The sequence below is a fragment of the Dactylosporangium fulvum genome (assembly GCF_025137375.1).
GTDB classification, from domain to species: domain Bacteria; phylum Actinomycetota; class Actinomycetes; order Mycobacteriales; family Micromonosporaceae; genus Dactylosporangium; species Dactylosporangium fulvum.
Genome location: NZ_CP073720.1, coordinates 3782250 through 3797295, shown reverse-complemented (window position 1 = coordinate 3797295; position 15046 = coordinate 3782250). Strand labels below are relative to the sequence as shown.

11 protein-coding genes are annotated in these 15046 nt (G+C 70.8%); 5 read left to right on the top strand and 6 right to left on the bottom strand.

Annotated features, from left to right (window positions below; genetic code table 11):
- Window positions 1-12: 12 nt before the first annotated feature.
- The gene (locus tag Dfulv_RS17950; protein WP_259864601.1) at window positions 13-969 is read left to right on the top strand and encodes a sensor histidine kinase; all 957 of its coding nucleotides are present in this window, start codon (window positions 13-15) and stop codon (window positions 967-969) included.
- A 56-nt stretch (window positions 970-1025) separates the two neighbouring features.
- On the top strand, window positions 1026-1937 hold the full coding sequence (locus Dfulv_RS17945) for a 5'-3' exonuclease (RefSeq protein WP_259864592.1): 912 nt from the start codon (window positions 1026-1028) through the stop codon (window positions 1935-1937).
- A 2-nt stretch (window positions 1938-1939) separates the two neighbouring features.
- Here Dfulv_RS17945 and Dfulv_RS17940 read toward each other — a convergent pair whose 3' ends face one another.
- Window positions 1940-2536: a helix-turn-helix domain-containing protein gene (locus tag Dfulv_RS17940; RefSeq protein ID WP_259864589.1), complete on the bottom strand. Its 597-nt coding sequence runs from the start codon at window positions 2534-2536 to the stop codon at window positions 1940-1942.
- 66 nt (window positions 2537-2602) lie between these two features.
- Here Dfulv_RS17940 and Dfulv_RS17935 point away from each other — a divergent pair, with 66 nt between their 5' ends.
- On the top strand, window positions 2603-4204 hold the full coding sequence (locus Dfulv_RS17935; protein ID WP_259864582.1) for an FAD-dependent oxidoreductase: 1602 nt from the start codon (window positions 2603-2605) through the stop codon (window positions 4202-4204).
- A gap of 20 nt (window positions 4205-4224) precedes the next feature.
- Here Dfulv_RS17935 and Dfulv_RS17930 read toward each other — a convergent pair whose 3' ends face one another.
- The 3 genes from Dfulv_RS17930 to Dfulv_RS17920 form a co-directional block, all read right to left on the bottom strand.
- Entirely contained in the window at window positions 4225-6705 is a 2481-nt protein-coding gene (locus Dfulv_RS17930) for a glycogen/starch/alpha-glucan phosphorylase (RefSeq protein ID WP_259864580.1), read from the bottom strand.
- Between the two features lie 724 nt (window positions 6706-7429).
- Window positions 7430-8392: an MHYT domain-containing protein gene (locus Dfulv_RS17925; protein WP_259864578.1), complete on the bottom strand. Its 963-nt coding sequence runs from the start codon at window positions 8390-8392 to the stop codon at window positions 7430-7432.
- Window positions 8393-8503: 111 nt separating this feature from the next.
- Complete coding sequence (locus Dfulv_RS17920; RefSeq protein ID WP_259864571.1) at window positions 8504-11287, bottom strand: DEAD/DEAH box helicase; 2784 nt, start codon at window positions 11285-11287, stop codon at window positions 8504-8506.
- 21 nt (window positions 11288-11308) lie between these two features.
- Here Dfulv_RS17920 and Dfulv_RS17915 point away from each other — a divergent pair, with 21 nt between their 5' ends.
- Together Dfulv_RS17915 and Dfulv_RS17910 are read left to right on the top strand one after the other, a co-directional pair.
- A complete protein-coding gene (locus Dfulv_RS17915) occupies window positions 11309-12049 on the top strand; it encodes an HAD family hydrolase (protein WP_406568021.1) in 741 nt (246 codons plus the stop codon).
- Between the two features lie 122 nt (window positions 12050-12171).
- Window positions 12172-12546, top strand: a complete 375-nt coding sequence (locus Dfulv_RS17910; RefSeq protein ID WP_259864563.1) for an Hsp20 family protein — start codon at window positions 12172-12174, stop codon at window positions 12544-12546.
- A 103-nt stretch (window positions 12547-12649) separates the two neighbouring features.
- On the opposite strand, the gene Dfulv_RS17905 is transcribed toward Dfulv_RS17910, so the two are convergent.
- Both Dfulv_RS17905 and tatC read right to left on the bottom strand, forming a co-directional pair.
- Window positions 12650-13540, bottom strand: coding sequence for a diacylglycerol kinase (locus tag Dfulv_RS17905; RefSeq protein ID WP_259867728.1), 891 nt, complete (start codon window positions 13538-13540; stop codon window positions 12650-12652).
- A gap of 514 nt (window positions 13541-14054) precedes the next feature.
- The gene (gene tatC / locus Dfulv_RS17900; protein ID WP_259867725.1) at window positions 14055-14993 is read right to left on the bottom strand and encodes a twin-arginine translocase subunit TatC; all 939 of its coding nucleotides are present in this window, start codon (window positions 14991-14993) and stop codon (window positions 14055-14057) included.
- Window positions 14994-15046: the final 53 nt, after the last annotated feature.

The window sequence follows — 15046 nt, the reverse complement described above, 5'->3', positions numbered from 1 at the left end:
CAGCGCATCTCAATGACCGCCACCAACGCGTCGAAGCACGGCCCGGGGCACGAACGGGGCAGTGACCCGTTCGTCCATGAGGCGATGCTGTACCACAACTCGGCCGAATACCTCGACGGCGCGCTGCGGTTCATCTACGACGGGATCGGGCTCGACGAGCCGATGATGGTCGCCGCGTCACCCGACAACGTGGCGCTGCTGCGGGAGCGGCTCGGCCCGGCCGCCGACGCGGTGCTCTTCCGCGACATGACCAGGGCCGGGCGCAACCCGGGCCGGATCATCCCGTGGGTGCTCAGCAGGTTCATGGACGACCACCCCGGCCGGCGGGTGCGGATCATCGGCGAGCCGATCTGGCCGACGCGCACCACGGACGAGTATCCGGCGTGCGTCCAGCACGAGGCGATGATCAACGTGGCGTTCGCCGGGCGGGAGGCGACGATCCTCTGCCCGTACGACACGGCCCGGCTCGACAAGCAGCGCATCCGCGACTCCTACGCCACGCACCCGGTCATGGCCGGCACGGAGGGCCGGGCCACCAGCAGCACGTACGACCCCTTCGGCATCACCGACGCCTACAACGTGCCGCTGCCCGAGCCGCCCTGCGGGGCGACCACGCTGCGGTTCGAGCTGGCCGATCTGGTGCGCGCGCGCCGCGCGGTCGCCGAGGTCGCGCTCGACGCCGGACTGGCGCCGGACCGGGTCGGCGACCTGGTGGGCGCGGTCAACGAGCTCGCGACCAACAGCATCGTCCACGGCGGCGGCTCCGGCACCCTGCGCACCTGGTGCAACCAGGAGCGGGTCGTCTGCGAGGTCCGCGACTTCGGCCAGATCACCGACGTCATGGCCGGCCGCCTGCGCCCGCCGCTGCGGCGCGGCAACGGCCTGGTGATGGTGCATTTCCTCGCCGATCTGGTGCAGCGGCACACCAGCATGACCGGCACCACGACCCGCGTCCACATGTTGCGGTGAGGTCACGCGCCGCAGGCGTCGACCGGCCCGGGGGCAGGACTGAGTAGTCTGGCCCGGTGGACGCCCGACCTCTGCTGCTGATCGACTCCGCCAGCCTGTACTTCCGCGCCTACTTCGGCGTGCCGGAGTCCGCCGCCAAGGCACCCGACGGCACCCCGGTCAACGCTGTGCGGGGCTTCCTGGACATGCTCTCGACGCTCATCCGGGGCCGCAACCCGGACCGCCTGGTCTGCACCCTCGACGAGAGCTGGCGCCCGGCGTGGCGGGTGGCGCTGCTGCCGTCCTACAAGGCGCACCGGCTCACCCCGGCCGGCGGCGAGGACGTCCCCGACGCCCTCGAGGCGCAGGTGCCGATCATCCTCGACTTCCTCGCGGCCCTCGGCATCACCGCGGTCGGCGCGCCCGACCACGAGGCCGACGACGTCATCGGCACCCTCGCCGCCCGCGAGCCGGGCCCGGTCGAGGTGGCCACCGGCGACCGGGACCTCTTCCAGGTCATCGACGACGCCCGGGACGTGCGGGTGCTGTACTGCGGGCGCGGCGTCGCGAAGCTCGAGGTCCTCGACGACGCGGCGCTGCACGCGAAATACGGGGTGCCGGCGGCCGGATACGCCGACTTCGCCACCCTGCGCGGCGACCCCAGCGACGGCCTGCCCGGCGTGGCCGGCGTCGGCGAGAAGACCGCCGCCCGGCTCGTCGACCGCTACGGCGGCCTCGACGGCATCCTCGCCGCGCTGGACGACCCGGCGGCCGGCTTCGCGCCCGGACTGCGGGCGAAGATCGTCGCCGGCCGCGACTACCTGGAGAAGGCCCGCGACGTGGTGGCCGTGTCGCGGACGGTGCCGATCGGGCCGCTGGAGACCAAGCTGCCCACGGCCCCCGCCGACGGCGACCGGCTCATGGAGCTGGCCCAGCGGTGGGGCCTCGCCGGCGCGGCCAAGCGGATCGTCGACACCCTGGCCCGCTAGCCCTACGCGTCCTTAGCGTCCTTCGCGGCCGGGCGGGCCCGGACGTGGACCCGCTCGCCCTGCGGGCCGAAGAGGTTCAGCACCTCGGCCGGCACGTCGTCCGGGTTGCTGATCGCGTGCGGCACGTGGGTGTCGAACTCGGCGACCTCCCCCGCGGTGAGCACGATGTCGTGCTCACCCAGCAGGAGCCGCACCCGCCCGGACAGCACATAGAGCCACTCGTACCCCTCGTGGCTCTGCTGTGCGTGGCCGTGTTTGTAGCGGGGCGGCAGGATCTGCTTGAACGCCTGCAGGCCGCCGGGCCGGCGGGTCAGCGGCACGAACGTGACGCCGTTGCGCACGATCGGCCGGGCGTGCACGCGCGGGTCGCCGGTCGCGGGGGCGTCCACGAGCTCGTCCAGCGGCACCTGGTGGGCGCGGGCCAGCGGCAGCAGCAGCTCCAGCGTCGGCCGCCGCTGCCCGGACTCCAGCCGGGAGAGCGTGCTGACGGAGATCCCGGTGGCCGAAGACAGGTCGGTCAGGGTGGTGCCGCGCTGCTGCCGCAGCCGGCGCAGCCGGGGCCCGACGTTCCGCAGGACGGTGTCAAGGTCGTCGCTCACCGCTCCAGTTTGCCAAAACGGCAAGGATTCTTGTCGGGCTGGCGAGGCGGAGGCACAGTCCGGAGCATGAACGGGAGCATGAGCGAGCGATACGACGTGGTGATCATCGGCGGCGGCGCGGCCGGCTTGAGCGGGGCACTGGCGCTGAGCCGGGCCCGCCGGTCCGTGCTGGTGGTGGACGCGGGCGAGCAGCGCAACGCCCCGGCCGGGCACGTGCACAACTACCTGGGCCGCGAGGGCACGCCCCCGGCCGAGCTGCTGGCGATCGGCCGGCGGGAGATCGAGTCGTACGGCGCCGAGGTCGTCACCGGCACCGTGACGCACCTGACCCGTGGCGCCGGCGTCTTCGGCGTCGCACTCGCCGACGGGCGGCACGTCCACGCGCGCCGCCTGCTGGTGACGACCGGGCTGACCGACGAGCTGCCGGACATCCCCGGCCTGGCCGGGCGCTGGGGCCACGACGTGCTGCACTGCCCGTACTGCCACGGCTGGGAGGTGCGGGACCGGGCGATCGGTGTCATCGCCACCGGCCCCATGGCCGTGCACGCGGTGCAGCAGTGGCGGCAGTGGAGCGCCGACGTGACGCTGTTCCTGCACACCCTCGGTGACCTGCCCGACGACACCTGGGAGGAGCTGGCCGCCCGCGGGATCGCGGTGGTGACCGGCGAGGTCACCGGCGTCGAGGCCGACGCCGACCGGCTGACCGGGGTGCGCCTGGCCGACGGCACGCTCGTTCCGCGCGACGCGGTGGTGGTGCAGACGAGGCTGCGGGCCCGCGCGGACCTGCTCGGCCCGCTCGGGCTGGAGACCGCCGAGCGGCGGGTCGGTGACGCCGTCGTCGGCACGTACGTGCCGGCCGAGCCGACCGGCGCGACCGCCGTGCCCGGCGTGTACGTGGCCGGGAACGTCGCCGACCCATTCGGCCAGGTCATCGCGTCCGCCGCCGCGGGGCTGACCGCGGCCGGCGCGATCAACGCGGACCTGATCGCCGAGGAGACCCGGGCCGCGGTGGCCGCCCGGAAGGGGATCGCGCCCCACGTCGCCGAGATGTTCACCGAGGCGTACTGGGAGGACCGCTACGCCAGCCGGCCCGCGTTGTGGAGCGGCCGGCCGAACCCGCACCTCGTCACCGACGTCGAGGACCTCACGCCCGGCGAGGCCCTCGACGTCGGCTGCGGCGAGGGCGCGGACGCGATCTGGCTGGCGCAGCGCGGCTGGCGGGTCACCGGCGCCGACATCTCCCCCACCGCGCTCGACCGCGCCGCCGCGCACGCGGCCGCCGCCGGCGACGACGTGGCCGCACGGACCACGTGGGTGCGCGCCGACGCGCTGTCGTGGACGCCGGAGCCCCGCCGGTACGACCTGGTCTCCGCCCAGTTCGTCCACGTGCCGACCGGGCTGCGGGAGGCGCTGTTCGCGCGACTCGCGGACGCGGTCGCGCCCGGCGGGACGCTGCTGATCGGCGGCCACCACCCGTCCGACGTGGGCGTGGTCCCCCGCCCGGACGTCCCGGAGCTGTTCTTCACCGGCGAGGAGATCGCCGCCTTGCTCAAGCCCGACGAGTGGGAGGTGCAGGCCGCCGAGGCCCGCCCGCGGACCGTGGCCCACCCGGAGACCGGGCAGCAGGTCACGGTCCACGACGCCGTGCTGCGGGCCCGGCGCCGCTGACCTCCCGACCGCGGGTGGTGTTAGGCCGGCGACACGCGGACCGGTTCGACCCGCCAGATCAGGTCGCAGTAGTCGCGGACGGTGCGGTCGGAGGAGAAGAAGCCGCTCCGGGCCGAGTTGAGCACCGACATGCGGGTCCAGCGTTCCTGGTCGCGCCACGCCTCGGCGACCGCCTCCTGGCAGTCGACGTAGGAGCGGTAGTCGGCCAGGGCCAGGTACTCGTCACGGCCGAGCATCGCGTCGACGACCGGCGCGAAGAGGGCGCGGTCGCCCTTGGCGAAAACGCCGGAGGCGATCGCGTCCACAGCCGCGCGCAGCTCGGGGTCCTGCTCGTAGAACGCCCGCGGCCGGTAGTGGCGGCGCAGGTCGGCCGCGTCGGCGGTGTTGAGCCCGAACAGGAAGAAGTTCTCCGCGCCGACCCGGTCGCGGATCTCGATGTTCGCGCCGTCGAGCGTGCCGATCGTGACCGCGCCGTTGAGGGCGAGCTTCATGTTGCCCGTACCGGACGCCTCCTTGCCGGCGAGGGAGATCTGCTCGGACAGGTCGGCCGCCGGGATGATGAACTGCGCCTTGGTGACGTTGTAGTCGGGCAGCAGCACGACCTTGAGCCGCCGCGAGACCACCGGGTCGGTGTCGACGGCCTCGGCGACCGCGTTGACCAGGTGGATCAGCAGCTTCATCGCGTGGTAGCCGGGTGCCGCCTTGCCACCGAAGAGCACGGTGCGCGGCACGACGTCGAGGTCGGGGTTCTCGCGGATCCGGTTGAACAGCGTGATCACGTGGAGCAGCTTGAGATGCTGCCGCTTGTACTCGTGGAACCGCTTGATCATCACGTCGCACAGCGCCTCGGGATCGATGACGACGCCGGTCGACCGCTCCACGTGCCGCGCGAGGTCGACCTTGTTCTGCCGCTTCACCTCCCGCCACCGCGTCAGGAACTCCGGGTCGTCGACCGCGTCACCGAGCCGCTCCAGGCGCTCGAGGTCCGTGAGCCAGCCCTCGTCGCCGAGCCGGTCGGTGATGAGCGCCGACAGCCGCGGGTTGGCGAGCCGGATGAACCGGCGCGGGGTGACGCCGTTGGTGACGTTGTGGAACTTGTACGGCCACAGCTCGGCGAAGTCGCGTAGCGTCGTCGCGGTGAGCAGCCTCGTGTGCAGCTCGGCGACGCCGTTGACCGCGGTGCTGCCGACGACCGCGAGGTGCGCCATCCGGACCCGCCGCTCCGACCCCTCCTCGATGATCGAAAGCCGGCGCAGCTTGTCGACGTCGCCGGGGTACGTCGCCGCGACCTCCTGCAGGAAGAAGTGGTTGATCGAGTAGATGATCTCCATGTGCCGGGGCAGGAGTCGCTCCAGCAGCGCGACCGGCCAGGTCTCCAGGGCCTCCGGCAGCAGCGTGTGGCACGTGTAGTTGAACGTGCGGCGGGTGATCGACCAGGCCAGGTCCCAGTCGACCCGGTACACGTCGACGAGCAGCCGCATCAGCTCGGTGATCGCCATGACCGGGTGGGTGTCGTTGAGCTGGATGACAACCTTCGCCGGGAACCCGTCCCAGCCGGTGTTGCGCAGCCGGTAGCGGCGGATGATGTCCCGCAGCGAACAGGCGACGAGGAAGTACTGCTGCTTCAGGCGCAGCTCGCGGCCCTGCTCGGTGCTGTCGTCGGGGTACAGCACCTTGCTGATGTTCTCGGCCCGCACGATGTCCTCGACGGCCTCCTTGTACTGCCCGGCGCTGAAGCGGCTCAGGTCGAACGACTCGCGGCTCGCACGGGCCCGCCACAGCCGGATCATGTTGACCGTCTGCGTCCCGAACCCCGGGACGAGCATGTGGCTGGGCTCGCCGCGGACGGTCTCGCCGGGCGTCCACTGCCGGCGCAGCCCGGTGGGGTCGTCGAGCGCCCGGGCGGTGGTGCCGTAGAAGCCGACGACCTGCCGGTCGTCCGGCGCCGGGAACTCCCAGGGGTTGCCGTAGAACGTCCAGTCGTCGGGCCGCTCGACCTGCGCGCCGTCGCGGAACGCCTGCTTGAAGATGCCGAACTCGTACCTGATGCCGTAGCCGACGGCGGGGATGTCGAGCGTCGCCATCGAGTCGAGCAGGCACGCCGCCAGCCGTCCCAGGCCCCCGTTGCCGAGGCCGGGCTCGACGTCGTACGCCTCGAGCTCCTCCAGCGGTGCCCCGAGGTCCTCGGCGACCGGCCGCAGCCACTGCTCGGCGCCCGTGTAGAGGAGGTTCTGCCGCAGCTGCCGCCCCAGCAGATACTCGGCGGACAGGTAGTACACGAACCGCGGGTTGGCGGCGTAGTGCGCGGCGGCGGTGCGGGCATACCGGTCGACGAGCCGGTCCCGCACGGTGACCGCGAGGGTGTGGTAGGCGTCGGGCCCGCTGGCAGACTCGAGGGTCGTGCCACGCTGGTAGTACAGGTTGCTGATGAGGTCCCGCTCAAAGTCCTCGAGCGTCCCGCCGACAGTGCGCATCTTGGGCCGGGGCCGGGCTTCGGTCACGTGCTCAGTATCTCCTCCCCGCTCCCCCAGGGTCGGACATCACGGGTGCCCCGCGACGCTCGGCCCTGGCCACCGCGCCGGGTAGGCCAATTCACCTGTCTTACCGACCTTATACGGACATGTCGGTCGACTCGCAACTTCTGCTCTTCTCTCGTACGACACGCCGACCCGCCCCCGCCCCGCTCGACCTTCTTGATCGACTCGACCGGGAGCGCTCGCCTCGGCCGACGCATACCACGCAAAGCGGACGAGTCGCACAGGCAAGTCGAGGGCATGGTCGCCGACGCTCTCCTCGAAAGCCCTCACAACTGCCGGTGCGACCAAATAGCGGGACTCCATCGACTCTAGTCGAACCCGTTGGACCAACTTTTTCATGATCCCGAAGACTTTTGGCTGCCCAGACTGCCTCAAGTCTTCGGGATCATGAAACAGCATGTCCATCGTCTTGTGTCAATGCACCAAGATGTCCGGAATGTCGACACAGACCCGGCCCTCCAGTCGAGCGCCACTCCGCTCGGCCTGACCTCGACCCCACGACTCTGCCTGCCAGGCACTACTCCACCCAGCCCGACCCCGACCTCGACTCCGCGAGTCTGCCGGCCAGGCGCCAGACGCTCCGACCCGACCAGCCAAGTCGCACCGAGGAACCAGGGCGCTCCGGGGCAGGCGTTGAGCAAGGCCTCGAGGTCCGGTGCCCCAGCCGTGGCGGGAAAGCGCGTGGGGGTCAGCGGCCGCGCTGGCGGCGGGCGTCGGCGATGCCGTTTGCGGCGCGAGCCGCGAACGCTTGAGCGGCCTTGCCGCCGCCGTTGGGGTGCGGTGGGAGGGTGGCGTTGCCGCTGGTGGAGTTGTCGCCGGCGAGGCTGCCGGACGTGGCGGTCGAGCCGCCGAAGACCGGGCCGCCCGACTGCAGGACCTGACCGGCGGCGATCTTGGCGCGGACCGCGTCGGCCTCGGCCTGCTCGCGCTCCGACGGCACCGCCATCACCGCGCTGGCCAGGGCGATCACCACGACCAGGACGAACAGCACGATCGGGGCCAGGAACCAGTTGACGTCGACGCCGGGGACCGTGTCGAGCGTGTCCGCCAGGTGGACATGCATGGCCGCCATGCCGGTGTAGTGCATGCCGCAGACGGCGACGCCCATGACGGCCGCGGCGGCGATCGTCGCCGGGATGCCGCGGACCACCACGGTGAACCACAGCGCCACCGTCGCGGCGACCACGGCGATCGCGTATGACGTCAGGTAGAGGGTGGTGTCGTATTCGAACGAGCCGTTGATCCGCATCGCGGCCATGCCCGTGTAGTGCATGAAGGCGACGGACACGCCGGTGATCGGGCCGCCGACGAGCACCTTCCACATGGACCGCTTGCCGAGGCCGACGATGAACAGGCCGACACCGACGGTCACGACCGCGATGAAGAAGCTGGCGATCGTGATGGGCACGTCATACCGCAACGGCGAGCCGCTGACGCTGAAGCCGACCATGGCCATGAAGTGCATGACCCAGATGCCGGTGCCGCCGATCGCCCACGCGGCGAGCACGAGCAGCCAGGCGCGGCGCCGGGTGTCGGTCGAGGCCCGGGCTCGCGCCGTGCTGACGAGACCGAGAAGGCAGCCGAGAAAGGACATCGCGAAGGCGAAAATCGGAGTGATCGCGCCATACGTGAAATGGTGCAACTGGCCCACGAATGCCCTCCCACGCCGACGGCAGCACGGCCGGCATCAACCGGCGATGAGCATCATTGCGGATCCGAACGACATTCGCCTAATCCCGTTCGATGAAAACTCGCTCAGTGATCAGACCATCACGCTATATGCCAGCACGCCACGTGTCATCGCCGTCATCGCCTGCCGTGCGGTGCGGCGGACCGGCTCGGTCGCGCCGGTCGCGCCGGTGAGCTGGTCCAGCAGGTCGAGCACCTGGCGGGACCAGCGCACGAAGTCACCGGCCGGCATGTCGCCGTCGATGCCGTGCACGCTGCCGAGCACCTTGGTCAGCGACTCGCCGCGCGCCCACCGGTACACCGGCCACACGAACCCGAGGTCGAGCTCCCGGGTCAGCTGCAGGCCCCGCGAGTCCTCGTCGTCGCGGAGATCGGCCCACAGCTTGAGCGTCGCGTCGACGGCGTCGGAGACGTCGCCGCGCGGGATGGACGCGCGGTCCTCGGCCTCGCGGCGCGCCTCGTACACCAGCACGCTCACGGCGGCGGCGAGCTCGGCGGGGCCGAGCTTGTCCCACACCCCGCGGCGCAGGCACTCGGCGACGAGGAGGTCGGTCTCGCTCCAGATGCGGGCGAGCGTCCGGCCGGCGTCGGTGACGGTGCCCTCGGGCGTCAGGTAGCCGCGGTCGGTGAGCAGGCCGCAGACCCGGTCGAAGGTACGGGCGAGGGACCCCGTCCGGCTGGCCACCTTGCCCCGCAGGGCCTCCGTGTCGCGCTCCAGGCGGTGGCGCCGCTCGGCCCAGCGGGCGTGCTCCTCCCGGTCCGGGCAGCGGTGGCAGGGGTGGCGGCGCAGCGCGGAGCGCAGCATCTCGAGCTCGTGGTCGTCGGCCGCGGCGACGTTGCGGGACCGGCCCCGCGGGCCCCGGTCCGACTGCCGCGCGGCCGGGTCGAGGTCGAGCCGGTGCAGCTGCGCGGCGAGGTCACGCCGGTCCTGCGCGGAGCGGTAGTTGAACTGCTTCGGCACCCGCACCCGCCCGAGGGGCTCGGCGGGGCTGGTGAAGTCGCCGGCGGAGATGCGCCCGGCCCAGCGGTCCTCGGTGAGCACCAGGGGCCGGGGCTCGCCGAAGCCGCGGCCGCTGGTGCCCGGGTCGATGACGATGGCGAGGCCGGAGCGGCGCCCGGCGGGCACCCGGATGACGTCGCCGGGCCGCAGCTTCTCCAGGGACTCCATGGCCGCCGCCCGCCGCTGCTGCGCGCCCTGCCGGGCGATCGCCCGTTCGCGCTCGGCGATCGAGACGCGGATCCCGAAGTACTCCTCGAAATCCCCGAGATGGCAGGCCATCTCCCGGCTGTAGGTCGCCATGGTGTCGAGGTTGCGCTGCACCTGCCGGGCGAGGCCGACGACCGAGCGGTCGGCCTGGAACTGGGCGAAGGAGCTCTCCAGCAGCTCCCGCGCCGCCGCGGTGCCGACGCTGCCGACGAGGTTGACCGCCATGTTGTACGACGGGCGGAAGCTGGACTTCAGCGGATACGTGCGGGTGGAGGCGAGCCCGGCGACGTGGCGGGGGTCGACCTCGGGCTGCCAGACGACCACGGCGTGGCCCTCGACGTCGATGCCGCGGCGGCCGGCACGGCCGGTCAGCTGCGTGTACTCCCCCGGGGTCAGGTCGACGTGCGCCTCGCCGTTGAACTTGACGAGCCGCTCCAGCACCACGCAACGGGCCGGCATGTTGATGCCCAGGGCGAGGGTCTCGGTCGCGAAGACCGCCTTCACCAGGCCCCGGACGAACAGCTCCTCGACGACCTCCTTGAAGGCCGGCAGCATGCCCGCGTGGTGCGCGGCGAGGCCCCGCTCGAGGCCGTCGAGCCACTCCCAGTACCCGAGCACCTGGAGGTCCTCGGCCGGGATGTGCTTGGTGCGCGACTCGACGACGGCGCGGATCTCGGCCCGCTCGTCGGGCCCGGTGAGGCGTAGCCCGGCCGCGAGGCACTGCTGGACGGCGGCGTCACAGCCGGCGCGGCTGAAGATGAACAGGATCGCCGGGAGCAGGGCCTCGTTGTCGAGCCGCTCCACGATCTCCGGGCGGTAGGGACCGGCGAACCGGCGGGTCCGGCCGCGGCCGCGGAAGTCGCCGGAGCTCTCCAGCCGGCGCAGCATCTCGCGGGTGTGGCGCAGCAGCTCGGGATGCACGTCGTGCTTCTGCGCCGCCTCGGCGTCGTGGAAGAGGTCGAACATCCGCTTGCCGACGAGCATGTGCTGCCACAGCGGTACGGGCCGGTGCTCGCTGACCACCACGCTCGTCTCGCCGCGGACGGTGACGAGCCAGTCGGCGAACTCCTCGGCGTTCGACACCGTGGCCGACAGCGACACCAGCGTCACCGACTCGGGCAGGTGGATGATCACCTCCTCCCACACCGCGCCGCGGAACCGGTCGGCGAGGTAGTGCACCTCGTCCATCACGACGTAGGACAGTCCCTGGAGGGCGGACGAGCCGGAGTACAGCATGTTGCGCAGCACCTCGGTGGTCATGACCACCACGGGCGCGTCACCGTTGATCGCGTTGTCGCCGGTGAGCAGGCCGACCCGCTCCGGGCCGTGCCGCTCGACGAGGTCGTTGTACTTCTGGTTCGACAGCGCCTTGATCGGCGTGGTGTAGAAGCACTTGCGGCCCTGACGCAGTGCCAGGTGCACGGCGAACTCACCGACGACGGTCTTGCCGGCGCCGGTCGGCGCGCACACCAGCACACCGGTCCCGCGCTCGAGAGCCTCGCACGCCTCGGCCTGGAACGGGTCGAGGGTGAAGTCGATCTCCTCGACGAACTCCGCCAGTGCTGGGTGCCGCGCCTCTTGCTCCGCCCGCAGGCGGGCCGCCTGGTACCGGTCGGCTGGGCTGATGTCCACTTCGTCGGTACCGCTCACGCCCCCAAGGCTAGGCGAAGAATCCCCGGATCCGCTCATGGGTATCGTGCTGGCGTGCCGGAAAGCGTTGAGCCACTCTCCTTCCGACGACCGATCGAGGCGGTGCTCCTGGACTTCCACGGGACGATCGCGCAGGTGGAGGACCCGGTCCGATGGGTGACGAAGGCGGCCGAGAGCCTCGGCAACACGCTGGACCGGGGCAAGGCGACGGTCCTCGCCGACCGGCTCACCACGGCCGGGCGGGCCGGCGGGCCGAAGCCGTACCGGGTGCCGCCGCACCTGGCCGAGGTGTGGGCGGACCGGGACCTCTCCCAGCACGCGCACCGGGCCACGTACGAAGGACTGGCGGCCACCGTCGACGCCGGCCTCGCCCCGGCCCTGTACGACCGGCTGCTGGCCGCCGACGGCTGGGAGCTCTACGCCGACACGCTGCCCACCCTGCGGGCGCTGCGGGCCGCCGGGGTGCCGGTGGCGGTCGTCAGCAACATCGGCTTCGACCTGCGCGACCTCGCCGGTGAGCTGGGCTTCGCCGACCTCGTCGACGAGTTCGTGCTGTCCTACGAGATCGGCCGGACCAAGCCCGACCCGGCGATCTTCCACAAGGCGTGCGCCGCGCTGCGGGTCGACCCGGAACGGACACTGATGGTCGGCGACACCCCGGCGGACGCGGGCGCGGCGGCGGCCGGATGCAGCGTCCTTGTCCTCCCGGAGAGTGAACCTGGCAAAGTCCACGGGCTGGGAGCCGTGCTCCGGCTGCTGTAGGGCCAGGTGTGGAAACGACCGTCCCCGGGAAACACTGTCGCAACACCGCCTCTGTTCTTGTCGGTTCCCTTCCCTCGGGTGACAGTGCAGGAACCACTACAGCGATTTTCCGGAGGTACGTCATGCCCTTGAGCCGTTGGGACCCCGCGAGCGCCCTGGCCCGCATCGAGAACGAGGTCAGCAACGCCGCCCAGCACGCGCACTCCACGTCGGTGCGGACCAGCACCGACGGCGACGACCTGGTCATCACCGTCGACGGCGTCGACCCGTCGAACGTCGACGTGCAGGTCTCCGGCGGGACCCTGACCGTCCGGGGTCAGGGCGGCAGCAGCACCTCGGGCAGCTACGACCAGGGTGGTGTGCACTTCTCGTCGAGCTCGTCGAGCTCCAGCTCGTTCGCCCGGAGCTTCTCGCTGCCGAGCGGCGTCGACCAGTCCGACGTCGTGACGGAGCCGTCGGGCAACGGCGTCAAGATCCGCATCAAGAACGCCGCCTGACGTCCCTCACTCCGCGTTGATCTTGCAGTTATGGTGCCGCGACACTCCGCACGTGTCCGGGTTTGTCGGGCACCACAACTGCAAGATCAACGCATGAAGGCGGTCAGGCCAGCAGGGACAGCGCGCCCGGCACGCAGGTGATCGTCACCGGGAGCGGGCAGATGCGCTCGCCGTCCGCGTACACCGTGACGCCCTCTCCCGCCAACTCGATGGTCTTGGCGCGGTACGTCGACACGCGCGGGTCGTGCACATGCGTCCCCGAGAACACCTTCGGCCGGATCCGCATCAGCGTCAGCCGGCCGATGGGCTCGGCCACGACGACGTCGAGCAGCCCGTCGGTGGGATCGGCGTCCGGGACGATCCGGAACCCCCCGCCGTAGCTTTCCGTGTTCCCCACCGCCACGAGCACCGAATCAAACTCGCTGGGCGCGCCGTCGAGCACCATGCGGTACCGTCGGGCACGCAACGCCAGCAGTTCCTCCAGGATCGCCCGGTTGTACCGTTGCGGCCCCCGCGGCCAGCGCATCCGGTTGGCCCGCTCGTTGACGAACGCGTCGAACCCGGCCGCGAGCACCGCCCCGAACCAGGCCTCGGTCCCGTCCGCCCCGGCCACGTGCGCGAGGTCGATCGCCCGGGTCGTGCCGTCCCGCAGCGCGACGGCGATCGCACGGGCGGCGTCGAGCGGGTCCGGCGGCAGTCCGAGCCGCGCCGCGAAGTCGTTGCCGGTGCCGGCGGGCACGATCCCGAAGGGCACCCCCGTCCCGGCCACGGCCTGCAGCCCCAGGTGTACGGTCCCGTCCCCACCCATGGCCACGACGGCGGAAAAGCCAGACGCGACGGCCTCCTGAGCCTGAACGACTACTTGTGCCCTGGTACCAGCGGCCAGCAAATGGACCGCGCACCCCTCCGAGCGCAGCCGATCCTCAACGGCAGGTAGCAGCCGCGCGTGCCGGCCCTTACCCGCGGCCGGATTCGCGATCAGGCCAATTTCCATGGCGGGAATACTAGGTCCACGGTCCACCAGACTCGAGAGGCTTGCGCCCGACGCATCCCAGCCATCCACGGATCACGGTCCACCGGCGCCGAATCAAATCGATGTTCGACAATGATAATCGGGAGGACCAGTCGTCAATTCGCCGAACGCCCTGGCAGCATGTGAGATACAGATCGGCTACCCGTCGAAGATCGGCAATCAGATCGACGGTTACGGGAGCTTGAGCAGCCGCAGTGCGGGCACCACGGCGAACATGTGGATCGAAGTCCACATGCATGGCAACACTTGGCAGTCGTTGAATACGCAACCGCGCATCAAGGATACGACACCCATGTCAATTACAATTGCGTGGGTACACTTCCGACACATACGTGCCGAACGGTCATCGAACGCGGCAGTCAGCGCAAGAATTCAAACCAGATCACGGTCGGCCGCGGCTAGATTGCAGCAGAAAGGGCAACGACGGAATCCGTCGTTGCCCTTTCTGTATTAGCAGATCGCGTCGGTTACTTCATCAGGTGACGTCGTCGTACCTGCGGTCGAGCGACTGCGGGCGCTCGACCGGCGTCGGGGCGTCGACCGCGGTCGGCGGCTCGACCGGATCGTAACCGCCCACCGACGTGGCCGCGCCGACCGGCTCGACCTCGTAGTCGTCGAGGGACGAGATCTCGTCGTCGCCGATGTTCGCGTAATCCGGCTGGTTACGGCCCCTCCGCCTGTCGTTGATTATCGCGAAGGCCACCGCGCCGAAGTAGAGCGCGGACAGGCACAGCGCCAGGAACGTCATGCCGAAGGGGTCGGCGGTCGGTGTCGCGATGGCGGCGAAGACGAAGAACGTGAAGACCGCGACCCGCCACCAGCCGAGCAGCCGCTTACCGGTGACGATGCCGGCGATGTTGGCCAGCATGACACCGAGCGGGAACTCGAAGGCGACACCGAAGACGAGCATCATGCCGGTGACGAAGTCTACGTACGCCATCGCCTCGAGGATGTTGCTCGTGTTGTTGCCGGTGAAGGAGAGCAGCACCTCGAGGCCGGTCTTCACGACGTAGAAGGCCAGAACAGAGCCCAGGGCGAACAGCGGCGCGGCGAGCGCCGCGAACACATAGGCCCACCTGCGCTCACTGCGGTGCAGGCCCGGAGCGATGAACGCCCAGAGCTGGTAGAGCCAGAACGGACAGGCCAGGATCAGCCCCGTCCACAGCGAGATCTTGAGCTGTAGGAGGAGCGGGTCGGTGACCTTGAGGTTGACGAACGGGCACCGATAGCCCTCCGGCACCACGTTGCCGTGCGCCTTCAGCGTCTGTTTGAGCGCCAGCTCGCAATACGGGTCCTGGATGATGGTCAGCACGTGCTGGGCGAAGAACCAGGCGACGATGATGCCGATCAGGATCGCCAAGCACGCTTTGAACAGCCGGGAACGCAACTCCCGCAGATGCTCCATGAGCGTCATGGAGCCATCTGCGGCACGCTGGAACTGCGACGGCGCCTTGTTCTTGCGCCGGG

Excerpts from the sequence above, each read along its gene's own strand:
- Dfulv_RS17950 (WP_259864601.1), top strand. The coding sequence starts at position 13 with ATGACCGCCACCAACGCGTCGAAGCACGGCCCGGGGCACGAACGGGGC.
- Dfulv_RS17935 (WP_259864582.1), top strand. The coding sequence starts at position 2,603 with ATGAACGGGAGCATGAGCGAGCGATACGACGTGGTGATCATCGGCGGC.
- Dfulv_RS17910 (WP_259864563.1), top strand. The coding sequence starts at position 12,172 with ATGCCCTTGAGCCGTTGGGACCCCGCGAGCGCCCTGGCCCGCATCGAG.
- Dfulv_RS17905 (WP_259867728.1), bottom strand. The coding sequence starts at position 13,540 with ATGGAAATTGGCCTGATCGCGAATCCGGCCGCGGGTAAGGGCCGGCAC.
- tatC (WP_259867725.1), bottom strand. The coding sequence starts at position 14,993 with ATGACGCTCATGGAGCATCTGCGGGAGTTGCGTTCCCGGCTGTTCAAA.